Origin of the sequence: Paenibacillus sp. BC26 (assembly GCF_900116125.1) — a bacterium.
GTDB classification, from domain to species: Bacteria; Bacillota; Bacilli; order Paenibacillales; family Paenibacillaceae; genus Paenibacillus_Z; species Paenibacillus_Z lignilyticus.
Genome location: NZ_FPAD01000004.1, coordinates 470,776 through 493,413, shown reverse-complemented (window position 1 = coordinate 493,413; position 22,638 = coordinate 470,776). Strand labels below are relative to the sequence as shown.

At 53.1% G+C, this 22,638-nt stretch carries 20 protein-coding genes and 1 riboswitch; of the genes, 13 read left to right on the top strand and 7 right to left on the bottom strand.

Features of this window, described 5'->3' with window-relative positions; genetic code table 11:
• Positions 1-322: 322 nt before the first annotated feature.
• Positions 323-1,171 carry a helix-turn-helix transcriptional regulator gene (locus BM412_RS25680; RefSeq protein WP_177246090.1) on the bottom strand — a complete coding sequence of 283 codons (849 nt, stop codon included), beginning with the start codon at positions 1,169-1,171 and terminating at the stop codon, positions 323-325.
• Between the two features lie 139 nt (positions 1,172-1,310).
• On the opposite strand from BM412_RS25680, the gene BM412_RS25675 reads away from it, so the two are divergent.
• The 4 genes from BM412_RS25675 to BM412_RS25660 are packed head-to-tail and all read left to right on the top strand — an operon-like array spanning position 1,311 to position 5,689.
• Complete coding sequence (locus BM412_RS25675; RefSeq protein ID WP_091224543.1) at positions 1,311-2,216, top strand: aldo/keto reductase; 906 nt, start codon at positions 1,311-1,313, stop codon at positions 2,214-2,216.
• 39 nt (positions 2,217-2,255) lie between these two features.
• Positions 2,256-3,005: an RraA family protein gene (locus BM412_RS25670; RefSeq protein ID WP_091224542.1), complete on the top strand. Its 750-nt coding sequence runs from the start codon at positions 2,256-2,258 to the stop codon at positions 3,003-3,005.
• A complete protein-coding gene (locus tag BM412_RS25665) occupies positions 2,992-4,980 on the top strand; it encodes a DUF8034 domain-containing protein (protein ID WP_218163186.1) in 1,989 nt (662 codons plus the stop codon). The genes BM412_RS25670 and BM412_RS25665 overlap by 14 nt, the downstream gene beginning before the upstream one ends.
• A 1-nt stretch (position 4,981) precedes the next feature.
• The gene (locus BM412_RS25660) at positions 4,982-5,689 is read left to right on the top strand and encodes a hypothetical protein (protein WP_091224540.1); all 708 of its coding nucleotides are present in this window, start codon (positions 4,982-4,984) and stop codon (positions 5,687-5,689) included.
• Between the two features lie 306 nt (positions 5,690-5,995).
• Here BM412_RS25660 and BM412_RS25655 read toward each other — a convergent pair whose 3' ends face one another.
• A complete protein-coding gene (locus tag BM412_RS25655; protein WP_091224539.1) occupies positions 5,996-7,261 on the bottom strand; it encodes an MDR family MFS transporter in 1,266 nt (421 codons plus the stop codon).
• A gap of 117 nt (positions 7,262-7,378) precedes the next feature.
• Between BM412_RS25655 and BM412_RS25650 the strand changes: the two genes are divergently transcribed.
• On the top strand, positions 7,379-8,353 hold the full coding sequence (locus BM412_RS25650) for a substrate-binding domain-containing protein (RefSeq protein ID WP_091224538.1): 975 nt from the start codon (positions 7,379-7,381) through the stop codon (positions 8,351-8,353).
• Between the two features lie 123 nt (positions 8,354-8,476).
• On the opposite strand, the gene modB is transcribed toward BM412_RS25650, so the two are convergent.
• Entirely contained in the window at positions 8,477-9,145 is a 669-nt protein-coding gene (gene modB / locus BM412_RS25645; protein ID WP_091224537.1) for a molybdate ABC transporter permease subunit, read from the bottom strand.
• Positions 9,146-9,161: 16 nt separating this feature from the next.
• Positions 9,162-9,941: a molybdate ABC transporter substrate-binding protein gene (gene modA, locus BM412_RS25640; protein WP_091224536.1), complete on the bottom strand. Its 780-nt coding sequence runs from the start codon at positions 9,939-9,941 to the stop codon at positions 9,162-9,164.
• Between the two features lie 162 nt (positions 9,942-10,103).
• Here modA and BM412_RS25635 point away from each other — a divergent pair, with 162 nt between their 5' ends.
• Positions 10,104-10,910 (top strand): polysaccharide deacetylase family protein, encoded by an 807-nt coding sequence (locus BM412_RS25635; RefSeq protein WP_091224535.1) that lies wholly within the window; start codon positions 10,104-10,106, stop codon positions 10,908-10,910.
• 72 nt (positions 10,911-10,982) lie between these two features.
• Here the strand turns inward: BM412_RS25635 and BM412_RS25630 are convergent, their stop codons facing one another.
• Positions 10,983-11,540, bottom strand: coding sequence for a GbsR/MarR family transcriptional regulator (locus BM412_RS25630; RefSeq protein WP_091224534.1), 558 nt, complete (start codon positions 11,538-11,540; stop codon positions 10,983-10,985).
• 190 nt (positions 11,541-11,730) lie between these two features.
• Here BM412_RS25630 and BM412_RS25625 point away from each other — a divergent pair, with 190 nt between their 5' ends.
• From BM412_RS25625 to BM412_RS25600, 6 genes are all read left to right on the top strand, one after another.
• Positions 11,731-12,546: an HAD family hydrolase gene (locus BM412_RS25625; protein WP_177246089.1), complete on the top strand. Its 816-nt coding sequence runs from the start codon at positions 11,731-11,733 to the stop codon at positions 12,544-12,546.
• Complete coding sequence (locus BM412_RS25620; RefSeq protein WP_091224647.1) at positions 12,546-12,887, top strand: DMT family transporter; 342 nt, start codon at positions 12,546-12,548, stop codon at positions 12,885-12,887. Before BM412_RS25625 ends, BM412_RS25620 begins: the two co-directional genes overlap by 1 nt.
• A gap of 33 nt (positions 12,888-12,920) precedes the next feature.
• Positions 12,921-13,787, top strand: a complete 867-nt coding sequence (locus BM412_RS25615) for a metallophosphoesterase family protein (protein WP_091224532.1) — start codon at positions 12,921-12,923, stop codon at positions 13,785-13,787.
• Positions 13,788-13,894: 107 nt separating this feature from the next.
• Positions 13,895-14,560, top strand: a complete 666-nt coding sequence (locus tag BM412_RS25610; RefSeq protein WP_177246088.1) for a carboxylesterase family protein — start codon at positions 13,895-13,897, stop codon at positions 14,558-14,560.
• 106 nt (positions 14,561-14,666) lie between these two features.
• The gene (locus BM412_RS25605; RefSeq protein WP_218163185.1) at positions 14,667-15,092 is read left to right on the top strand and encodes a hypothetical protein; all 426 of its coding nucleotides are present in this window, start codon (positions 14,667-14,669) and stop codon (positions 15,090-15,092) included.
• A 152-nt stretch (positions 15,093-15,244) separates the two neighbouring features.
• Positions 15,245-15,736 (top strand): hypothetical protein, encoded by a 492-nt coding sequence (locus BM412_RS25600; protein ID WP_143111703.1) that lies wholly within the window; start codon positions 15,245-15,247, stop codon positions 15,734-15,736.
• A 521-nt stretch (positions 15,737-16,257) separates the two neighbouring features.
• Here the strand turns inward: BM412_RS25600 and BM412_RS25595 are convergent.
• On the bottom strand, positions 16,258-19,284 hold the full coding sequence (locus BM412_RS25595) for a DEAD/DEAH box helicase (RefSeq protein WP_091224529.1): 3,027 nt from the start codon (positions 19,282-19,284) through the stop codon (positions 16,258-16,260).
• Complete coding sequence (locus BM412_RS25590) at positions 19,281-20,918, bottom strand: SWIM zinc finger family protein (RefSeq protein WP_091224528.1); 1,638 nt, start codon at positions 20,916-20,918, stop codon at positions 19,281-19,283. The genes BM412_RS25595 and BM412_RS25590 overlap by 4 nt, the downstream gene beginning before the upstream one ends.
• A 227-nt stretch (positions 20,919-21,145) precedes the next feature.
• A riboswitch (purine riboswitch) is annotated at positions 21,146-21,245 on the top strand.
• Positions 21,246-21,332: 87 nt separating this feature from the next.
• On the opposite strand from BM412_RS25590, the gene BM412_RS25585 reads away from it, so the two are divergent.
• Positions 21,333-22,631, top strand: coding sequence for an NCS2 family permease (locus tag BM412_RS25585; RefSeq protein ID WP_091224527.1), 1,299 nt, complete (start codon positions 21,333-21,335; stop codon positions 22,629-22,631).
• Positions 22,632-22,638: the final 7 nt, after the last annotated feature.

Here is a 22,638-nt window from a genome sequence, read left to right as displayed (position 1 = left end):
AACTAAATGCGCAAGTGTAGCTCTGAGAGCACCACATGAGAAAAAAACGCGGACTAACTGCCGAAGTGTAGCCCCAGGAGCCACACATGAGTAGAAAAAGCCAGTTAGCAGTAGAAGTGTAGCTCTGGGAGCCACACATGAGCAGAAAAAGCCAGTTAGCAGTAGAAGTGTAGCTCTGGGAGCCACACATGAGCAGAAAACGCTAGTTAACAGTAGAAGTGTAGCTCTAGAAGCCACATATGAGCAGAGATCGCCAACTAACTGCCTAAGTGTAGCTCAGGGAGCAACACATGCACTAAAATCGACGACTTTACCAGGCGCATTAAGGCAGCGCCTCCGGGCGCATGTAGCGGTCGCGGAATACCGATGGCGTGACGCCTTCGGCGAGTCGGAAGCGCTCGATGTAGTAGCTTGGCTTCGAGAAGCCTGCTTCAAGGGCGATTTGCTTCACGGGCTTGGACGTTGTGATCAGCATCTGCTTCGACAGCTCGATGCGCTGCATATTCAAATACGTTAGCGGTGGCATACCCATCTGCATATGGAACGTCCGGCTGAAATAAGCCGGGCTTATTCCGCATTGATCGGCCAGCTTCTGCAGCGGCAAATCCTTGGCGCAGTTCATGCGCATGAACTCGGCGGCGCGCCTGATGGCATGCACCAGGCCGGGCTCGCTTGGCGCGTTCAAGTCCACGGTGTTAAGCAGAATTTCGAGCAGGATCTCATACGATAAAGCTGCATACCGAGGCACGCAGGCCATGTCGTTCTTGCCTGCTGCTTCCCAGAGCTCCTCCATAAGCGCGATTAGCCGCGTATTTTCTTCAAACGAGAAAGCCCAGACATCGCCGATCCGCTTATCGCCGATCAAATCCCGGATCCCTTCCCCGCTCAAGTAAATCCACCATACTTCCCACGGATCATCCGCGTTGGTTCCGAAATGCTGATACTGATCCTCGGCATAGACGAATCCCATCCCGGGCTTCAGCTCAACGGAGCCGACACTCGTCCGCAGCCACCCGCTGCCTCGCACGACAAAGTGGATATTGTAGTAATTCTCTGCATAACGCATGCCGTTCACGAAATGGTTCGGCTCATCGAAGATATGTCCGACGCCAATCGGGTAGGTAGGGAAACGGTTGAAATCAGGTTTGGCTAAAAAGTGAGCCTCGTACATCTTCATCAGCTCCGCAAAAAGTTGGTATGTAAATCGCAAAAAGCAGGTATCCGATTCACGATAATAATAGTATATATTGAGTTTATGGAAGACGGAATAACAAAATCATCATACTTCTTAAGTGGAAGGACGCTGAGGCATGGAGTATACGACATTTGGGCGAACGGGATTGAAGGTATCCAAGCTTGGCCTTGGAGGGGCGCCGATCGGAGGCGATTTCAAGGATGTGGATGAAGCGGAAATCGAGCGCGTCATTCATGAATCGCTGGATCTGGGCATTAATTTCATCGATACGGCTCCGTTATACGGAGGCGGATTATCGGAAGAACGATTCGGCCGGGCGCTTGTCGGCGGGAGACGCGAGAAGATTGTACTCGCCACGAAAGCGGCGCGCTTCGATAAGGATTACGATTACGCGGGCATTATGAACTCCGTCGAAGAAAGTCTAAAGCGCTTACAGACGGATTATATCGATCTGCTTCAGCTCCATGATGTGGAGAAGAAACCGTATGACGTCATTATCAACGAAGCCATTCCGGCGATGCAGAAGCTGCGGGAGGAAGGCAAAATTCGTTTCCTCGGCGTCACGACGCGCAACCTGGATTTGCTGAAACGCTATATGGAGACCGATGTGTTCGATTCCATTCAGTTCTACGCCCGTTATATGCTGCTTGATTATTCCGCTGCCAAAGAGATCATTCCGCTCGCCAAAGCCAAGAACATTGCGGTTATTAACGGCAGTGTGCTGGGCATGGGACTGCTGGCGGATGCGCCTGCGAAGTTTCTGAATGAAGAACTGACCAGCGAAGCAGCCAGGCGCATGGAGAGTTTAGCATTCCTGCGACGCACGGAGCCCAAAGGGCTGGTTGAACCGGGGATGCGATTCAGTCTGCAAAATCCCGATATCCATGTCACGCTGACCGGCACCGCTTCGAGCCGCTCGCTGCGCGCCAATATCTCCTATTGTGACGGCCAAGGCTTGGCGCCGGAGGATCACGGCCGAGTGATGCGTCTGTTCGCAGACAGCCCGTCCTTATTTGCCTAATCCGCAACTAATTAACCATCTAAAGGAGCGTTTACGACCATGACCTATATTGTGAAAAACACCCATACGATCAGCGATGAATTGTTGGAGGAATTGAAGCTTGTCAGCGTAAGCACGGCTTCCCATACCCTTGTTGAGATGGGGTATCGCAACGCTTATATGCAAGGGATAATGCCATTAAGCTTTCCCGAAGGTCAGGAGAGCGCGGTAGGCCGCGCGGTAACCTTGCGTTTCGTTCCACTGCGCGAGGACCTCGTGAAGCAGCAGTATGATACATTGCCGGAATCGCCGCACCGGGTTGCGTTGGAGTCAATTACACAGAATGATATTCTCGTTATCGATACCGGCAGCCATATGGAAACCGGCGTTATCGGCGATATTTTCACGCGTCGTCTTCGTTACCTAGGTGGTCAAGCCATCATTGTGGATGGTTGCATTCGCGATTTGCAGCGGGTAAAAGCAGTGAATTTCCCCGTGCTGGCCAGAGGCGTTCACGGCGGCGCGATTCCGCGGTCGCTGATGTCCGTCGGTTTCAATGAACCGATTCGCTGCGGCGGGGTGTCCGTTGTGCCGGGCGATATTATCCTGGTAGACCGCGATGGGGCTGTTGCCATTCCGCCGCAATGCGTGGAGGATATCGTGAAGATTGCCAGAGCGCATGATGAGCTGGAAGAGCGCTGGATCAAGATGAAGCTGGACGAAGGCGCGTCCCTGCACACGCATTACCCGCCAAACGCAGAAGCGAGGATTGAATTCGAGAACTGGAAGAAGGAGAATGGCTATGCTTAAACTGCAGGCTAATCTTGCTTTCTATGAGCCGCCGAAGTGGGCGTTGCTGGAGCGCCAGCTCATCAATCTGATGAACGACGCGGTAGAGCCGTTATTGGAACGCTATATCCGTCCTGACGGCACGATTCTGTGGCCAACGACCGATACCCATACCGGCATCGATGCGTTGGACGACATGTACGAGAGCTTTTTCAATTGGCCGTTGTTCTATATCTTGGGCGGTCATGAGAAGTTCAAGACGTTATCTAAGAAGGAATTCGACGCGATTACGGCGCAATTCGCGCGTTACGATTCCGGTACCGGCCACAAAATGGTCGAGAAGGAATATGAGCAGGGCTATGACTGGTTTCACCAAGGCGAAGGATACACGATGTTTTACCATATGGGGTTAATGGATCCGAATGATCCGGTTATCAAAGAGCGCGCGAAGCGGTTTGCCGGACTCTTCCTCAACGAAGACCCGGAAGCGATCAACTATGACCCGGAGCACCGCATCATTCCATATCCGCATTCCGGCAGCAAAGGCGCGACGGACCGCAATTTCAAGACTCATTTTAGCGGCTGGTATTATATCGATTGGATGAGGCATTACGGGCTTCATTTCCAAGACGTGCCCGGCGTAACTACGTTGGATGATCTGAAGCATGACGAGGGTGCAATGGCGATGGGCAAGGCGATTGTCGAACGTGCCTCGCGCGGCGATATTCCGCTGAATTTGCTGGCCACCAGTATGGTGACGAATGCGTACTTGCATACGGGCGATCCGAAGTACAAAGCGTGGGTAAAAGAATACGTGGACGCTTGGATCGACAGAGCGAAGCAGAACGGCGGTCTGATTCCGGACAATGTCGGCTTGAACGGAATCATCGGGGAGCATAACGGCGGCAAGTGGTACGGCGGCTGGTATGGCTGGACTTGGCCGCATGGCTGGGTAAGCATTGGCCAAGGCGTTGGCGTTGCAGCGCAAAACGCGCTCCTCCTGGAACGCGATCCTGCCTATATGGAGTTTCTGCGCTCGCAGCTCACCATCATGAACGATAAGGCGATCGTCGGGGAGGATGGCACCCGCTATTTGCCTAATAAATTCGGCGATCCGGGTTGGTATGAATACACAACCTCGAATATTATTCTTGATGACGATGGGAAGACGGTGACATGGAAGGATCACGCCTTCGAGTTCACCACCATCGAGCCGTTCTATCCGACGCATCTCTGGTACATGTCGATGGAAGAAGCCGATCATACGCTGCTCAAGTCGCTGCGCAATTATGCGAAACCGGATTACAATCAAATTCGTTATTTCCGGAACAAGGACCAAGCCGGACATGATTATTGCTGGGTTTCCTATCTGGAAGGGGAATATCCGAGCTATCCGGAAGAAATCTTGAACTATAATTTGACTCAAATTTATCAGCGCCTCAGCTTCATGCGCACAGATACGGAAGATCCGGCGGGTTACCGGGATGATTACTTGCAAATTCGCAATACCGTGACGCTCGAAGGTTTGCTGCAGCTTACGCTCGGTGCGCCGTCTCCGCTGTATAACGGCGGTCTGCTGCAGGCGAGGCTTCGCTATTACGATGCAGATGCCAAACGGCCGGGTTTGCCTGCCGATGTGGCGGCGCTTGTCGAGAAGCTGGAAGCGGATCGGACGACGGTGAAGCTGGTCAATCTTCACCCGACGGAGTCCCGCAGCGTCATCTTGCAAGCAGGCGCATTCGGCGAGCATCAGTTCACGGATGTGACGTACACGGTATTTGGAGCCGCTGTGAACGATGGCAGCCAGCTGAGCGCATCCACGACGATGGAGAAGCTGCCGAGCGGATTGTTTAATCCGCAATCGGCAACAGCGACTGCGGAGGTCAACGACAAATGGTTGCAAGTGACGATTGAGCCGGGCAGCCATACGACGCTTGAGCTTGGCATGACTCGTTTCGTAAATGATCCTTCCTACCAGGAGCCTTGGAGTGAATAACATGTCTAATGAAATCGAACGGATCATCTGGATATCCGCCATTAAACCGGGCATGGAGGAAGCATTCCTGACCGAGCTGGCAGGCGCGGATGCTGCATTGAAGAAGCGCTTGAAACAGCAAGGCGTGGAAACCTGCAGCGTGTTCCGCGAAGGGCGTTATCTCTTCACGTACTTGGAGCAGCTGCAAGGCGGCAATGGCGACAGTGCCGGCAGTCAAGTCGAACGCGTCCGCTTATGGGCTGCGGACGAGAAACTGTCAGCGTTGCTGGAAACGTGGCCGAGTATCGGCGGAGCCGGAGGCAGCTTGGAGCTGCGGATGAACGATATTTTTCACGACGATCTTCCGCAGCCCGACGTGCCATGGCGGCATCCGGACTACCGGCCAACGCAGCGGGTCGGCAGTCTGTCGAGGCTGAAGCCGGACCAATACGCCAGCTACGTGTTCTTGCATTATCAGCTGCAGGAGGAGAAACCGAGGCTGTTCAACAAGTACTATATAATCGGCAGCTTAGGCGAATATATCTTCTCTTATCAGGAGCTTCCGGCGATTGTGGAGCCACCTCGCAAGGGGCTGCTTTCAACAAAAGAGACGCCGCCGGATTGGGGCGTGGCGATGGAGCCGCATTTTGAGCCGTGGACGGATAAACCGGAAGCGGAGAGGCTTTGGTGCGTGATGGAAGAGCTGTTCTATATGGGCCGAGGAGAATAGCGCAACTGAAAGCTGAAAAAACCTTACCTAGCCTGGAGGTGCGAACCGCCAAGGCTGGTAAGGCTTTTTTGTTTGCACTTATAGAGCTGGCGGATAAAATCTAACGGTTGTCGGCGCGGCTATTTCATGCAAAAAAATCAACCTTTTTGAAAATGTAACGGTTGTGATAGAGCTTATTTGCAGCAAATGGATCGATTTCTAGTGGAAATCGTTCAAATAGACTCGCTGGCAACCGTTAGAAAATAAAAAAGGGCGAATTTAGGCTGAATAGCCACTGTTTCAACCGTTAGAGTTGGACTGCACTGCTTAAGCCGACTGCTTATCGAATAAGTTGAACATCCTGTTGTAGATCAACGCAGAGAGCGCGGCAAGAACGGCCAATAGCGTAAACGTCCACGTAAAGCCAATCCAGCTGGTCAGCGGAATGGTGAGCGGCGAGAGCGTCCGTCCGAGCGTGTAGCGCAAGCTGGCGGCGGCAAAATATTGTCCTCGCATCTCTTCCGGCGCGAGCCTTGCGATAAATGCTTGCTGCGGTCCTGCCGACATCAGCTCAGCCAAGGTGAAGATGGCAATTGCGAGCGTGAACCCCCAGAAGGTGGACATGAGGCCGAACATCTGAATGCCAACGGCATAGAGCAACGCGCCCCCGATAAAGATATAGCGATCGCGGAAGCCGACAATCCATTTGGTCACCAGTACGGTGAAGAGAGCAACGAGCAGTCCGTTCTCCGATACGATCAGGCCAAACAGTTGCTGGCCGGTCACTTCCAGATGCCAGTCCTTAAACGAGAAGATCGTTGCTTGCTGAATGGTTTCCTTCAAGAAGACCGGAAACAAGAGGTCCAGCTGCATGAACGTTTGCGAGAGCAGCACGCCGGCAATGGTGAAGAGCAAGAAGACACGATCAGTCGCGATAACCTTGTAGTCCCGCAGCTGTACAGTGACGGAGCGGTACCACGGATCACCGGCATTGGAGCGTTTGCGTTCGGCAAGTTTCTCCGGCAGCGTCTCCTGCAGGCGGTAGTTCATGAAGAGCGCGAGCAGCATGCAGATAATGGCCGCTATAACCAGCACGGTATAAGGATTGTCTTCATAGAGGATCGATCCGAGCAGGGGGCCGACAACGACAGCCATATTGGCTGCCGTATAGAAGATAGCGAAGACGCTCGCCTGATCTTTCTCCTCGACCACATCGGCCACCATCGCTTGACTGGCCGGCCAGTATAAGGCGCCGAAGAAGCTCGCCATCGTAAAGCCGGTGAAGCCGAGAATCGGCATCGACAGCCAAGGGGATGCGGCCGCGGCGAATAATCCATAACCGACTGCTTGTCCATAGGCGGCGAACACCATCATGCGCTTGCGTCCGAAACGGTCCGCACAGTAGCCGCCGAGTAAATTCGCAAATACGGATAATAACTGCGACACAACGAGGAGAATCCCGGTCCAGCCTTTGCCGAACTCGCGGGTGAAATAGATGGAGAGGAACGGAAAGAAGGTCCAGAAAATAACGTTAAAAGCAGCTTCTCCGCCGAGGCGGATTTTTAAATTTGAATCCCAATCTCTGATTTTCATGGTGTGTAAATCCCTCTGGTTCTAAGTGTTTAACCATCATACACCTTCTATTCATGTTGAAACAACAAGAAATGGCTGTCATAATTGAGCGAACAGTACAAATGACCAGAGGTGTCTATGTCCAGCGATACGTCTTATACGACCGAAGAAATAGCCAAGCTGCTCAAAATATCCAAGCTCACCGTCTACGATCTCATCAAGAAAGGGGAGCTCCCTTCTTACCGAGTAGGGAAGCAGATCCGCGTGGAGGCTTCCGCTCTCGACGTGTATAAGCATCGGGCAAAAGGAGCGGCTGCGCCCGGTCAAGGAGCCTCGCAGCAGCAGGGGATTACGTCGTCTTCGACCGCCCAGCTGCCGAACGTGCCAATACCCCATGCAGCTTCAGAACGCTCGCTTGTCATCACCGGCCATGATATCAGCCTGGATTTGCTGAGCAAGCACATCGAGAAGCAAGTGCCCGGCTTCCGGCCGCTTCGTTCATTCGTCGGCAGTATGGACAGCTTGATCTCCATGTACAAAGGCGAATCGGACATCGTGAGCACCCATTTGCTCGATGGCGACACAGGCACTTATAATTTGCCCTATATTCGGAAGCTGCTTGTCGGCAAGCCGGTCGTTGTTGTGCACTTACTCGCTCGTACGGCGGGTTTCTTTGTAAAGCAGGGGAATCCGAAACAGATGCTGACTTGGGCGGATTTGAGCCAGCCGGGGCTTCGCATCGTCAATCGCGAGCAGGGCTCAGGCGCGCGCGTACTGCTCGATGAACAGCTCAGGCTGCACCGGATTTCCGCGCAGCAGCTTGATGGCTATCATGATGAAGAGCACAGCCATCTGGCGATAGCCGGCAAAATCGCCTCTGGAGAAGCCGATGTCGGTATTGGCATCCAGCAGGCAGCGAATATCGTCGGAGGCGTCGATTTCGTGCCGCTCTTACAGGAGCGCTACGATCTGGTCATGCTGAAACGGCCGGATAATCTGCGGTGGATTGAAGCCGTCGTGCAGATTCTGCAATCCGATGCTTATCAGAATGAACTGCGGAGCATCCGCGGCTATGATTTGCGGGAGAGCGGACGAGTCCTGCTCGATATGTGACTTTGAAGCGAAGAAGAAGAAGCCCCTCGCGGCGCGTGTAACATGCGTACGCCTGAGGGGCTTCTTGCTATGCCAAAAATCCCCTTCACCCGCGATGCACGCTAGGCCAAGGGGATTCTTGAATCAGTAATCCTCTTTCGTTAATCGGTTAACGATCAGGAGCATGATAAAGGAGAGCACCACCATGGAGCCGGCCCATGCCCATGCCATGCGCATACTGCCTCCGTCCATCGCAACATAGATGGCGGTAGGAATGGTCTGCGTTCTGCCCGGAATATTCCCGGCAATCATGAGGGTGGCTCCGAATTCGCCGAGCCCGCGCGCGAAGCCCAGAATATAGCCGGTCGTCACGGAACGAAACGCAAGCGGAAGCGTAATGTAGCGAAAGACCTGCCACTCGGACGCGCCGTACACCCTTGCCGAATTTTCCAGTGAGCGGTCTATTCCCTCGAAGCCGGCTTTCATTGTACGATAAGCTAGCGGAAACGCAACAACCACGGCAGCGATGACCGCGGCTTCCCATGTGAAAATAATCGGACCGCCGAACAGCTTCTCGTAGAGCTTGCCGGGCCAGCTTCTCCGTCCGAAGATTACGAGCAGGATGAAGCCGATGACCGTTGGCGGCAGCACTAGCGGAAGCATCAGAATCGCATCGACGATGCTCTTGCCGAAGAAACGCATGCGGGCCATCCGCCAAGCAATGAAGACGGATAACACCAGCATGATGACGCTGGCGATCAGCGATACTTGGATGGAAAGCGATATGGGCTCAAAAAAGGTTGGCCAATCCATTGTTCATCATCCTGACTTAGGGCAGCATAAAACCGTATTTGACGAATATAGCATCAGCTTTGCTGCCTTGTAAATACGCATAGAACGCAGCGGCTTCTTTCAGATGCTTCGTATCTTTCACGATACCGGCCGGATAAAGAATCGGCTTATGGACGCCCGGAATAATACGAAGAGCCACTTTTACTTTCTTGGAAGTGAGCGCATCTGTCTTGTATACGAAACCGGCATCAACATTCCCGGTCTCTACGTAAGTCAGCACTTGGCGAACATCCTTGGCGTAAACGAGTTTGGATTGCAGGGAATCCCATGCTTTGCGAGTAGTTAACGTTTCTTTCGCATATTGGCCGGCCGGAACGGACTCCGGTTGACCGATCGCGATCGTTTCAATATCTTTATCCGCTAATTGTTTAACGGTAGTAAATGCTTTCTTGCTATCGGTCGGAACTACCATAACGAGCTCATTCTTCAGCAGCAGCGAGCTGCGGTCGATCAGCTTCGCATCGCTCAGTGCATCCATTTGCTTCTGGCCTGCGGAGAGGAACAAGTCAGCCGGAGCGCCTTGCTCGATTTGCTTCTGCAGCGTACCGGACGAACCAAGGTTAAACACCAAGTCAATCGTAGGATGGCTGGCTTCATAACCTTTCTCGATCTCAGCGAGGCTGTCTTTCAAGCTTGCGGCAGCGGAAACAAGCAGCTCCGTTTTCTTCGAAGCCGCGATCGCAGGTTGTGCCGTTGCGGCAAGCAGAGCCATGGGCAGGGCGATGCTCAGCATTATTTTCGCAGTGCCTTTCATCATAAAATAAGAACACTCCATTCATCGTCTATGAAATCATCTATGTGATGTATCGTAACATAGTAGACTACCGATTTGAATCTCTATTTTATAATTAGTGATATTTAGTATGGTTTAGTTATAAATAGTATGTGGCTAATCTGAAATATCGGGAGAAGGATCCTAGTGAACAGACATAAGAGTCGAAAACTGCTTATTATTGGCGTTGGTTTTATTTTTGCCATCATGTCCTTTACCATTGGCGTGAATCAGCTGCTTACCTTTAAGAAAGCAACCGTTGTTTTTGCCTCCGGCAGCGAGTCGGAGGTTCAAATTCCGGTGCTCTGCTATCATTCGATTACGGATAAGAAAACGGGAGAGTATGTGGTCAGTCCGGCTCACCTCGAGGAACAGATGCGGTGGCTGCACGAACAAGGCTATCGGAGCATCAATCTGAGTCAGTTTGAGCTGTTAATGAAAGGAAAATTGCCAAACGACGGACGAAACGTGCTGATCACGTTCGATGACGGCTATAAGGATAACTATACGAATGCGTATCCGATCTTGAACAAATTTGGCTATGTCGCCGTGGAGTTTCTGGTTACCAACTGGGTTGGCGGGCCCGACTATATGAATTGGAGCGAGGTTGATCAGCTAAGCGGCAAGGGCTGGGACTTGATGTCGCATACGCGGACACATCCGTATTTGCCTCTCCACACGACGAAAGGGCAAATGGACGAGATCGCAGGTTCCAAGGCACAGCTTGAGAAGCATTTGTCCAAACCGGTTCATGTTATTGCGTATCCGTATGGATTGCGAAGCTTTGAGACCGTAAAGATCGTGAAGGACAGCGGGTACGATTACGCGTTTACGTTCGATGACGGCATGACTACCTCATTGCAAAATCCATATCTGCTCAAACGGCTGTTTATCTCGGGGGAGATGGATTTGCCCGCATTTAAGCAGAAGATGGAACCGGATCGTGAAAGCTGATCGTATCCATCAAAAAAAGAACCTTCAATGCCACTGCAGCAGTGGGTTTGGAGGTTCTTTTGCATGTGCGTGTTATTCGGTTGTGTATCCTTGAAAGAATTGTCCGCTCTCCAGCTGATGGACGAACTGTTGGAGCCATTCATAGTAACGGACGGCATGCTTTAATTTATGGAGGTCCTTCAGGCATAACATCCGCTCTTCCTCCGAGGTGTCAAGCTCGAGGATCATCTCCGATAAGGAAGGGAACACTTCGTCGATAGCGCTGCGCATGACGTCGATTTCCCGTTGCAGCTTCGCTGCGAAGAACTGCTGAAAGGCTTTGAAGAAATCCGTTTCGACTTCATAGAGCTCTTTACGGTCAGCCTTCTCTTCCAGCTTGACCATCATTTTGGAATCGATTAAAGCACGAACGGCATAGCTCATGTTGCTCTTGCTCATATTCATGCTGGCTTGCATCTCTTCTTGCGTCATTGGCCGATCCTCGAAGAGCATAATGCCGTAGAGCTGTCCGAAGGAATAATTAACGCCGTACAAGTCCATCGTTTTGGCAATGGCATCAATGACCTTCATGCGAAACTGCTCGCGCGGCGACACCGGTTCTTTCAGTTTCCCCGAAGTGACTTTCTTCACGTTCTCCGCCTCCGCCTCCGAATGTACAAGGGTTCCGTGAAATTATACCAAACCGATAGGGGAAACGAAATAACCTCCCTCATTTTGTTCAATAATTATTGAATTTATGTTAAGTATTAAGGTAAAACGCTGATATTCCATAAAAAATAAATATTTTTTGAACAAAAATGAATTGATGACAGTGCATGATATGAGTATAGTGATAAAGAAGGGAGAGGACGACTTGAATCATTTGATAGCAGCAGGTGTTAGTTATCCGATTGATGCTATTTTATTTGATAAAGACGGAACACTGATCGATTTCATCTTCACTTGGGGCAAATGGAGCGAGCATATGCTGGAAGCTTTCGCTAACCAGCTTGAGGCAAAGCAATTGCCGCCGATGCAGCCGGATATCGCAACCCTGTGGGGGACGCGCCATGCTCCGAACGGGGAAATCATCGACTACGATCGCAATGGTCCGCTTGCCATGGGCACGATTGATGATCTGGTTGCCGTGCTCGCCTGGCAAGGTTATCTGGCCGGTATGTCCTGGGCCGAGGCGAAGCTCGCAGTGGAGCAGTGCCGTCAGTTTGCGGATGAGCAGCTTAACGCGGCGCGAGCAGCTAAAGCGCTTCCCGGCGTCATTCCGTTCCTGGAGCAATGCCGCGGGAATGGACTTACGCTCGCCGTCGTAACCGCAGATGAGACAGACGCTGCCGTCAAGCAATTGGAGTGGCTGGGGCTCACGTCTTATTTTGCAACCTGTATCGGTACGGATCAGATGGAACGGGGCAAGCCGTTTCCGGATATGGTGGAGCTGGCCTGTTCGAGGCTGTCGCTCTCTCCTTCGCGGGTGGCTGTCATTGGGGATACCAACGGCGATATGAAGATGGCCAAATTGGCCGGAGCGGCAGTTGCCATCGGTATTGCGGCTGACGCCGGCGTTGAATCCTTGGCGAAACTGCCCGATGCGGATGCCATCATCTTCACTATGTCTGAACTGGAACTGCGTAAACAGCTATGATGAAAGGTGAGAGCACCGTGGGTTGGATCCTATTAGCGATTGCGATCGCCTTCGAGCTGACCGGTACGATTTCGATGAAATTATCCGAAAGCTTCACGAAGCTGATTCCTTCCATCGTTATGTTTGTCTGCTATGCAGCAAGTTTTACGTTAATTAATTACGCGCTTGGTTATTTGCAGGTTAGCGTTGTATATGCCGTTTGGTCGGGCGTCGGAATCGTGCTGATTACGATTGCCGGGTATTTTATTTTCAACGAGAAACTGCCGCCGATCTCTTTCTTATGGATTGGTTTGATCCTTGTTGGCGTTATCGGATTGCAGATGAGTAGTAAGGGGCATTGAAACCGATTTATATAGGGGGGATCTTAAACGTATATGGAAACGAAACGAAACCAAGAGCGGTTGGAGCAGCCTTTGCTCTCCTTCCAAGTCATTACGGACACGCATATTAACAATGATCCGGCGCATGAGCATAATCGAAATTTGGAGCGTGTGCTGGCCGATATTGCGGCCAATGGCGAAGGCAGCTGCGGCATCATGCATGCAGGGGATTTGACGGATAACGGATTTATCGAGGAGTATGAGGAATTTTACCGGATTTGGAATGCGAGCAAAGAATCTCTTCCGAAGCTGTATGTGACGAGCGGCAATCATGATATTGGCGATGAATGGCGGCACCACATGGAGCTCTTCTTAGGCCAAACCGGCATGACCGGCATGTATCATGACCATTGGATCGATGGATATCACTTTATCTTCCTCGGTACGGAAGAGGGGATCGGTCTGTTCTGTACCTTATCGGAGACGCAGCTTGCTTGGCTGGATCAGAAGCTTGGGGAAGAGGCTTCACCGGATAAGCCGGTGTTTGTATTCTTGCATCAGCCGCTGAAGGATACTGTGGCAGGCTCGCTGGAAGCACAGCACTGGTACGGCGTCACGCAGGACGCGGAGCTCAAGGCGGTGCTGGCCAAGCATCGCCAAGCGATCATGTTCACCGGCCACACGCACTGGGAGCTGGATGCGCCGCATACTTTCTTCGACGGAGGCGGGCAGCTGCCGGCCATGTTTAATGCCGCTTCGACTGCGTACCTATGGACGGATGAGGATGAGCATAAGGACGGCAGCCAGGGATATTATGTCGAGGTGTATGCCGACCGTGTACTCGTGATCGGAAGGGATTTCGAACGAGGCGAATGGGTGGAAGGCGCGCAATTTCAAGTGAATTATCCGGTCTCATCTTAATTTGGATCAGGGCACCCGTGCGGGTGTCCTATTTTATTGTTGTCTTTCTGTCGTTGCGGTTGTATTATTTTACCAAGTTAATTGGCGGGAGGACGCTGCGAATGGCCTTGTATAAGCAACGCTTGCAGACCGAAATCAGGAAACCGATCTCAATCGGCTATCAGCTCTTTCTGCCCTCGGCTTATGACGAGCAAGAGGAGAAGGACTGGCCGCTGATCGTGTTTCTTCATGGCATTAATCGTCGCGGCGAGGACCTGAGCGCGCTCGATGGATATGGGCTGCCGGCGATTGCGGAGAGCCGCGGCATCTTCAAATTCGTCGTTGCGGCCCCGCAGTGCGGAACGCATTCGTTCTGGCCGATCGAGCGCGACGGCGTGATGGCGATGATCGATCATCTCGTTGCGAGCTGCCGGATCGACGAGCGGCGCATTTATTTAACCGGGTTTAGCATGGGCGGCAACGGCGCATGGGATCTGGCGGCACGTTATCCCGAGCGCTTCGCGGCGGTGGCTCCGCTCTCCGGCTGGTACCAGCCCGAGGCTGCTGCCTTGCTGAAGGACGTCCCGATCTGGGCCTTCCACGGCGAAGACGACGATGTCGTGCCGGTTAGCGGTTCGCGCGATATGGTGCAGGCGCTCCAAGCGATCGGCGGCAATATTGCCTTCACGAGCTACCCGAGGCTGAAGCATTCGATCATGAGCGAAACGTACCGGAATACGGAGCTGTACCAATGGTTTTTGCGGCATGAACGTAGGGAGAACCCAGCTGATTAATGGCTGGGTTTTCCTGTTTGTTGTAATAGGATTACATAGTATGAAATTTACTGACATGCTATTTTTAGGGAGTTCTTATATATCCTAGAAAAGAGGAAGATGTGCTTTGAATAAGAAGCTAATCCAGGGACTAATCGCTTTCTTGATTCTCGCTCTCTTTACGGTTCAACCGCTGTTCGCAGCCGCTAAAACAACGAAGATTAAAGTGACATTCGTTAGTGCATCTTTAGTCGAGAACAATCATGTGGGGAATGAATGGTGGTCAGGTGGCTCCGTTAACGGTAAGGAACTCGGGGAAGGTCAATCGACAACGCTGAGCTTGAAGCCGACGGATACCGTTAAGATAGTGGCCGAAGCGCAGGAACAGGATAAGTATCCGGATAATGGTGAAGCTGCTGCTTCAATTAAGGTTTCTTCCATTACCAAAGCAATCACGAAGACGCTGACGGTCTCCATTGTTGAGAATCGCGGGCGCTACTCCGGGAATACGGCAAAATGGAAGTTTGTTTTCAAAGTCGAGAAAGTAAACTAATACGAACATGGAAGGAACCCGGCCGGCGGTCGGGTTCTTTTTGCGTTCAGCGAAAGCGGTCGGTATGCAACCTTCTGCGCAGGGTGAGCGTCTGGGCGAAATGCAACCTTCAGCTCAGGGTAATCGTCTGTTGAAGTGAAGGGGGAGCTCGATTGAATAGAACTAGGACCAGTATGATTTTGATTGCGCTGATTGCGCTGGGGTGTGCATTCTATGAAGGATTCCTTCTGGGCTCGAAGCAGAACAAGGCAGCAGAGGTTATAGTCCAAGAAGCAATCGCTTCAAGATGGATCAAAGGGGATAAACCTCCATTGCCGAAGATTGTGATTGATGGGGAAGCGATACCTGTAAAATTGAGCGCCTACTCGTGGTGCGGCTCATCCGCTGGAGATTCAGCGACCTGCACAAGTGTGGATGCATCCATTCCGGAAGTGGAACCCGTCGTCGTCAAAGGCGGTGCATTAATCGAACAAGTCCCGCCGCAGGGGATTAAAGAGTTCACGCTGACGAATACAAATAAAGATTTTAACGGTGACTCATACAACGTACCCACCGCGAAAGGGATATACCTTTATCACATCCACTGCGAGTGGTTCCTGGACCAAGGGCAAGCTAAGTATTATTTCGCGGTTGAGGTGATATAGAGCGAAAAAGGCGTCCCGGATGGGTCGCCTTTGTTGTTTGCAGCTAATTTGCTGGGGAGGGTGGAAGGTAGCACAATGGAATAGAAGTCAGCATGTAGCCGATTGACGATGTCATTGCAAAAGTAAATCAGCAGCATCTCACTCTAACTAGCCAATCGGCGATGCCCCCGCAACAAGCATTTCACTCTAACGAATCCTAGAGGGCTTATTTGAGTGGAATAACTGCTTTTGAAAATCTAACGAATCCTACAGGTCTTATTTGGGGGATTACTGCTCAATATCGCTCCAATTTCCCCAAATAAGGCTCCTACGATTCGTTAGAATTATTGAGGCGCTAATTTAGCGTAAATAAGGCTTCTACGATTCGTTAGAATTTTTGAAACGCGAATTCACCGAGGTGATAATCCGGTATGGTATGAGGGTGTAGCATCAATGCCGACACATTCGCGCAAACGACAAAAAGGCTTTCTCAAAAGCCGCCTGCTGCGGCAATTTTGAGAAAGCCTATTATCGCGAACCTGCTACCCGACCATCCAATCGCGACGCAGGGTGAACAGGTCCTTCAGCGCGTCGGTCGACAGCTCGGTGATCCAGCCCTCGGAGCTGGTGATGACGTTGTCGCTCAGCTGCTGCTTGCTCTCGAGCATTTCATCGATGCGTTCCTCCAGCGTGCCGAGCGAGATGAACTTATGCACCTGCACATCGCGCGTCTGGCCCATCCGGTAAGCCCGGTCGGTGGCCTGGTTCTCCACGGCGGGATTCCACCACCTGTCAAAATGGAACACATGGTTCGCCGCCGTCAAATTCAGCCCGACACCTCCCGCTTTGATGGACAACACGAACACATTCGGCTGTTCCGCAGCCGGCAGCGTCTGCGACTGGAACTGCTCGATCATCCGGTCGCGGCCCGTCTTGGACGTTCCGCCGTGCAGATAGAGCACCGGCTCCTGCAACTCCTGCCCCAGCACCTGCTGCAGCATTTGCCCCATTCCAATATACTGCGTGAAAATCAAACAGCGCTCGCCTTCCTCGCGCAGCTCCCTTACCATCGCCAGCAATCGCTCAAACTTAGCCGAGCGGCCGATTAAGGGCTCCGTTGCCAACAACCCATCATCGTCCGGCTCCGGAATTGGCTCTTTCGTGAGCAGCATCGGGTGATCACACAGCTGCTTGAGCTGGGTAAGCGCAGCAAGTATGGCACCTTTGCGTTCGATGCCCTCCAGCGACTGCATCTTCTCCATCAGCTGATTAACCGTCTGATCATAGAGCGCGCCTTGCTCCGCGGTGAGATTGATGTAGGTTTTCATCTCGTTCTTATCCGGCAGATCGAGCTGAATCGCAGGATCCTTCTTCTTCCGGCGAAGCATGAACGGCTTGACCAGCTTCTGCAAATCCTGCGTGCGTTCCTCATCGCGCGCCTTCTCAATGGCTTGGCTGAACTGTTCGTTGAAGGCGCGCGAGCTGCCGAGATAACCCGGATTGATAAAATCATAGATCGACCATAGCTCGGACAGTCGATTCTCAATCGGCGTACCGGTCAGCGCAATGCGGTGACGGGCAGGGAAGCTGCGGACGGCCACGGATTGTTTGGTTCCGGCGTTCTTAATGTTCTGGGCCTCGTCCAGGCAGATGGCTGACCAGTGCAACCCGCTGATCGTGTCTTGATCCAGCGCCGCTGTCGCAAACGAGGTGAGCACAAGATCGGCTTCCTTCGCCTCCGCGAGGAAAGCTTCACCGCTCTGCCGCCTGCTTCCGTAATGAAGCATGATGCGCAGCGAAGGTGCGAAACGCTTGAGCTCCTTCTGCCAGTTGCCGAGCACGGAGGTCGGACAAATAAGCAGAGACGGCACCGCCCCAGCGCTTCCGCCATCGCCATGTTCAGCCAACTCCTTCACATGCAGAAGGTACGTGATGAACTGCACGGTTTTGCCAAGTCCCATATCGTCGGCGAGGCAAGCCCCGAGTCCGAAGCGGCGCAGGAAGGCGAGCCATGCAAAACCATCCCGCTGATAGCTGCGCAGCTCCGCCTGCAAATCAGCAGGCACCGGAACTGAAGGCCATTCCGTCTGCTGCGTGAGCTGCGCCATGAGCTTGGTCAGATGCTCATTGAGCTCGACCTCAAGGTGAATACGGCCTGGATCTGCCTCGCCGCCGGCACCATCCCTATCGGCCGATCCGTCACCCGCACCGTCCGCGCCGTTCCCAAGCAAATGCAGCTGCATAATATCTTGAAAAGACAAGCCGCTGCTGCGATCCACGCTTGCCATCGCCTTGCGAATTTGCGCGAGAAGCACGGGGTCCAGCGGCACCCAGCGGCCCCGGAAGCGGACGAGCCGTTCGCCGCGGGCAACCAGCTCCGCGAATTCTGCCTCGGTCAGATCGGTATCCCCGATCGCAATCCGCCAGTCGAAATCAACGAGCGAATCAAGCCCGAACAGCGAACCGCCGCCGCTGGTTCGATCGCCGCCGGCGCCGGGGCGAACCTTCGCCCGCAGTCGCGGCTTCTTGCGGCTGGCTGCTTCCCACCAGGCGGGAAGCAGCACTTGCCAGCCCGCTGCGAGAAGCCGCTGGCTGCCCTCGGTCAAGAACTGCCATGCGGCATCATCGGTCAGCGGGCAGTTCAGGACATCGTCGTCGCCGCCGGCAAGCCGTTCCGCAGGCAAGCTTGCCTGCAGATGCGTCAGCCAAGCGGACGAACGCTCCCGCACATGCGGCGTCCACGAGGTCGGCCACGAGCCCAGCGCCGAACCGTCCCTCGTCAGCCGCAGCGGGACAAGAAGCGAAGGCTCGCGTTTATCTTGCAGCACGAGCGCAAGCTGCCAGTCCTCTTCGCCTTCTTCCGGCTCAAGCAGCTGCAGCAAGGGCCGGAACGGCGACGTATCGGCCTTCCAGCCGGCCGCGACCAGCCAGGCTTGCGCATCCATGCCGGCGACGGCCGATGCACGATCCTTCGCGAAGAGCATCGGGAAGTCGCGGCGCAGATCGGCGGCGGTTTCTTCCGTGCCATAATAACGCGCGAAGACGGCCCCCGAGAACGCGGCGCGCAAGCCGGCGAAGAAAGCATCATCCTCGCTTTCTCCACCCGCACCCGCACTTTCACCGGCTTCGGCCAGCAGTCCATGCTGCCGAAGCAATCCAACCGCCTCGGCATCCAGCTGCGCCTCGTCCCAGATCCACTGCAGCTTGCCGCTCCGATAAGCGTCGAAGCTCGGCGCGAATTTTCGCTCCTTCAAACACGCAGCGAGAATAGGGGCGAGCGCTATCAGCGTGGCCGCGTCATTTTCCCAAGTCCACTCCAAATGCTCCAGCAGTCGGCGTTCGCCAAAGAAAGGAATGACATGCTCCGAAGGGAGCACGACAAACTCCATGTCCCGGACCTTCTCAATCTCGAGCTCCGTTCCGTAGAAGGAGGGCTCATGCCATGCGAATAACCGATGCTTCACATAGACGCCGGTCACAAGGAAGCCGGGTACCGTACCGTGAATGAGCGCATCGCCATGCGAAGTCAAGCTGACTTGAATTGAAAGGGTCTCCGTGTATGCGCTCATGACAGCAGTCCTCCCTTCCGAAGCTCTTCTTGCAGCGCGCGAAGGCGGCTGTGGCGAGCGGTAAACGCGCTGATGAAGACGTCCCAGCGCGCGTCCTGCTTGGTTTTCTTATAGAGCTTATTCAGACGTTTCAACAGTTTCACCGCAGCCTTATAGCTGTCTCTGTTCTTCAGCAGAACATAGCGTTCAACAGCTTGATGGTAGAAAGGAAGCAGCAGCTCAGGCGCATCTTTCTCGATGGGCTTCAATACGCCAACCTTAAACTCGAGCGGCTCTTTACCCGAGCTGATTTGAAAATCCATCCATTGCTGCCATCTACCGTAGGACAGCAATGCATCCTCGTAGAGATGGCGGGAATAGGGGAGCATGGCGCCAAGCGTCGCCCACATCCGCGGCTCGGCATCTTGAACATGCGTCAGCGCAGTCTCCCAATAGCCGCCATAGGAATTGAAGTCATCGCTGCGATAACGGCTTAGCATCGGACCGACCTGCTCCAGCCAGCTCACGAGCCTTGGCCATGCCTCAGCCTGTACGAGCGCTTCTAATAACGGATCCACTTGCCCCGGCTGCAGAGACGCTCGTTTGCCTTCTGCTTTGAGCAGCGCCCAAGCGTCCTCGTCCCGGTGCAGCTCGAAGAACAGCAAACATTGCGCCAGCATCCAAGGCACGCGGGACAGATGCTGCCCATGCACATCCTCGGCCTGCTGCAGCTCGGTCAATTCATCTTGCACCAGCTCGGTGCCGCCGTCCAGGTTCGGCCGGATCCGCTTCATCCAATACACCTGATACAGCTTGGCAAAACAGTTCAAGCTGCGGTCTTCCCTCAGCATATGCGCCCGCAAATAAGCCAGCGTTTCCTTCACGCGCGGCCAGTAGTCAGACTCCGGGCCAATCGGCAGCGGTTCAGCGAGGCAGCGAAGCGCAGATTCGAGCAGCTCATCCATCGCAAGCTGCGTATGATACCCCATGAAATGGCCGGAATGGCGCCAATCCTCCTGGGCTGGCTTCACCAGCTTTTCCAGCACAAACAAATAAGCATGCAGGTTAAACAGCTGCTCCGGCACCAAGGTGAGAGGCGGCTTCATGCTGTGGATGCCCGCAAGCATTTCCTTCGCTTCCTGCAAGAAGCGGGGGCTGTGGTTGAAAGGGCCTAACGTCCTGCCAAACCGCGAGTGCCACTCGGCAATGCTCAGCGCGGTGAGCTCATCCGCACTAAGTGCTGCGGGGCGAGCTGCCACTTGAGCCTTAGCACCAACCTTAGCCCCCTTAGCAGCCGTATTCGCACTCGCAACCGCCGCCGAGCGAGCATTCACAATGGCATGCACGGAACGCCCTTGCATAGCGGCGTAATAGAGCAGCACGGCAATCACATGCTTACAGCCGCGCGATTTAACGGGACAAGAGCATTCGCTGTCCCGAACATGTTGGAGATTCAGAATCACATCGTACATTTCGGAGCCGTCCACGGCAGCTTCTACTATCGTAGGTTCAGTCATGATGGCGGTGTGAACCCGGTCCTGCTTATAATATTGAAAGCCTCGTTTGATCGTGAGGTCGTCGAAATGGGTACCCACCTGCGCGACGAGCGCGGTCCAAGCGGCGTCATCGATGGAGAAAGGGAGTTTCATCGTCATAATTGGCGTCTCCTGCACGTAAATTCATAAACTGCATTCTATTATATCAGGTTTCGATTCACACAAAGGCGAACAGAGGCTATATTCCTTTAAAAGAAATAGACACATTCAAAAACCCGAACAATCCACATGCGATTGGATTAATAGTTCGCTTCTAACCATCGAAAATCGCATATTTTCATTGACAGCGCCAGCTAATAGCATTAACCTAGTAAAGGATTTACCCAATTAAACAATAAGCAATCGTTCGTATATCCTCAACAATATGGTTTGAGGGTTTCTACAAGGAGCCAAAGAATCCTAACTACGAGCATAGGGGTACGTGTATCTATGACCCTCCCTATGCTTGCAGGTTAGGTTTTTTTTATTTGGGGGAAGCTAGGTCAACAAGGTTTACAGGAGGCGCTGCAAGACATGGACAAACTGTTTAAGCTGCAAGAACGCGGAACCACCGTGTCAACGGAAGTCATGGCGGGGATCACTACTTTTCTGACGATGGTTTATATCGTTATCGTAAACCCGGGTATTCTGAGCGAAGCGGGCATGGATTTCCATGGCGTATTCATCGCTACGGTGCTGGCCAGTATCGTCGCGACGTTAATTATGGGCGTATTCTCGAATTATCCGATCGTCATTGCGCCGGGTATGGGGTTAAACGCTTATTTTGCATTCAGTGTTGTAGGGGGAAGCGGGATATCGTGGCAGGTTGCGCTGGGAGCTGTGTTTGTCGCGGGCGTTCTGTTCGTGCTGCTGTCGCTTACTTCGTTCCGTTACGCGCTGCTGGATGCGATTCCTACAAGTTTGAAGCATGCCATCACGGCGGGAATCGGCTTGTTCATTACATTCATCGGCTTGCAAAATGCGAAAATCATCGTGGACTCTCCGGCAACGCTGCTGACGCTCGGCGATCTCTCTGCACCGATGACGCTGCTTACTATAGTTGGCCTTGTTATTTCTCTTATTCTAATGGCTTACCGCGTACGCGGGTTTCTGTTTATAGGCATGATCCTTACAGCCATCATTGCGTTGATAACCGGACAGATGCACTTCCCCGATGCCATTGTTTCGATGCCGAGCGGACTGTCTGCAACAGCTTTCCAGCTGGATATTGGCAGTGTGTTTACGAAAGGACTCTATTCGGTCATCTTCACCTTCCTGCTGATCACGTTGTTCGATACAACAGGCACCATGCTGGGTGTGGCCGAGCAGGCCAATTTGTTAAAAGATAATAAATTCCCCCGTTCCCAAGGGGCATTGCTGGCTGATGCTGCCGGTACAACGGTCGGCGCACTGCTTGGAACGAGTCCGACCTCTGCTTATATCGAATCCAGCGCAGGCGTTGCGATCGGCGGCAGAACGGGCCTTACGGCTGTAGTCGTTAGCATCCTGCTGGCAGTCACCTTATTCTTCTCGCCGGTTGTATCCGTGCTCGCCGGCATTCCGGCCATTACGGCGCCCGCGCTGATCATCGTTGGTTTCTTAATGCTGAATGTGCTGCGCAAAATCGAATGGAATGACATCGAGGAAGCATTCCCCGCATTCCTCATCGTCGTCCTTATGCCACTGACGTATAGCATCGCAACAGGCATCGGCGTTGGCTTTATCGTCTATCCGATTCTGAAGCTGGTGCGCGGCAAGCGCAAGGACGTGCACCCGATTTTCTATTTGTTTGCGGTACTGTTCTTTATTCAACTCGCATTTTTCAATCATTAAAAAAGTT

What these genes read in the sequence shown, in the direction of transcription:
- BM412_RS25680 (WP_177246090.1), bottom strand. Translation starts at nt 1,171, where the DNA reads ATGTACGAGGCTCACTTTTTAGCCAAACCTGATTTCAACCGTTTCCCT.
- BM412_RS25675 (WP_091224543.1), top strand. Translation starts at nt 1,311, where the DNA reads ATGGAGTATACGACATTTGGGCGAACGGGATTGAAGGTATCCAAGCTT.
- BM412_RS25670 (WP_091224542.1), top strand. Translation starts at nt 2,256, where the DNA reads ATGACCTATATTGTGAAAAACACCCATACGATCAGCGATGAATTGTTG.
- BM412_RS25665 (WP_218163186.1), top strand. Translation starts at nt 2,992, where the DNA reads ATGGCTATGCTTAAACTGCAGGCTAATCTTGCTTTCTATGAGCCGCCG.
- BM412_RS25660 (WP_091224540.1), top strand. Translation starts at nt 4,982, where the DNA reads ATGTCTAATGAAATCGAACGGATCATCTGGATATCCGCCATTAAACCG.
- BM412_RS25655 (WP_091224539.1), bottom strand. Translation starts at nt 7,261, where the DNA reads ATGAAAATCAGAGATTGGGATTCAAATTTAAAAATCCGCCTCGGCGGA.
- BM412_RS25650 (WP_091224538.1), top strand. Translation starts at nt 7,379, where the DNA reads ATGTCCAGCGATACGTCTTATACGACCGAAGAAATAGCCAAGCTGCTC.
- modB (WP_091224537.1), bottom strand. Translation starts at nt 9,145, where the DNA reads ATGGATTGGCCAACCTTTTTTGAGCCCATATCGCTTTCCATCCAAGTA.
- modA (WP_091224536.1), bottom strand. Translation starts at nt 9,941, where the DNA reads ATGATGAAAGGCACTGCGAAAATAATGCTGAGCATCGCCCTGCCCATG.
- BM412_RS25625 (WP_177246089.1), top strand. Translation starts at nt 11,731, where the DNA reads ATGAGTATAGTGATAAAGAAGGGAGAGGACGACTTGAATCATTTGATA.
- BM412_RS25620 (WP_091224647.1), top strand. Translation starts at nt 12,546, where the DNA reads ATGAAAGGTGAGAGCACCGTGGGTTGGATCCTATTAGCGATTGCGATC.
- BM412_RS25615 (WP_091224532.1), top strand. Translation starts at nt 12,921, where the DNA reads ATGGAAACGAAACGAAACCAAGAGCGGTTGGAGCAGCCTTTGCTCTCC.
- BM412_RS25595 (WP_091224529.1), bottom strand. Translation starts at nt 19,284, where the DNA reads ATGAGCGCATACACGGAGACCCTTTCAATTCAAGTCAGCTTGACTTCG.
- BM412_RS25590 (WP_091224528.1), bottom strand. Translation starts at nt 20,918, where the DNA reads ATGACGATGAAACTCCCTTTCTCCATCGATGACGCCGCTTGGACCGCG.
- BM412_RS25585 (WP_091224527.1), top strand. Translation starts at nt 21,333, where the DNA reads ATGGACAAACTGTTTAAGCTGCAAGAACGCGGAACCACCGTGTCAACG.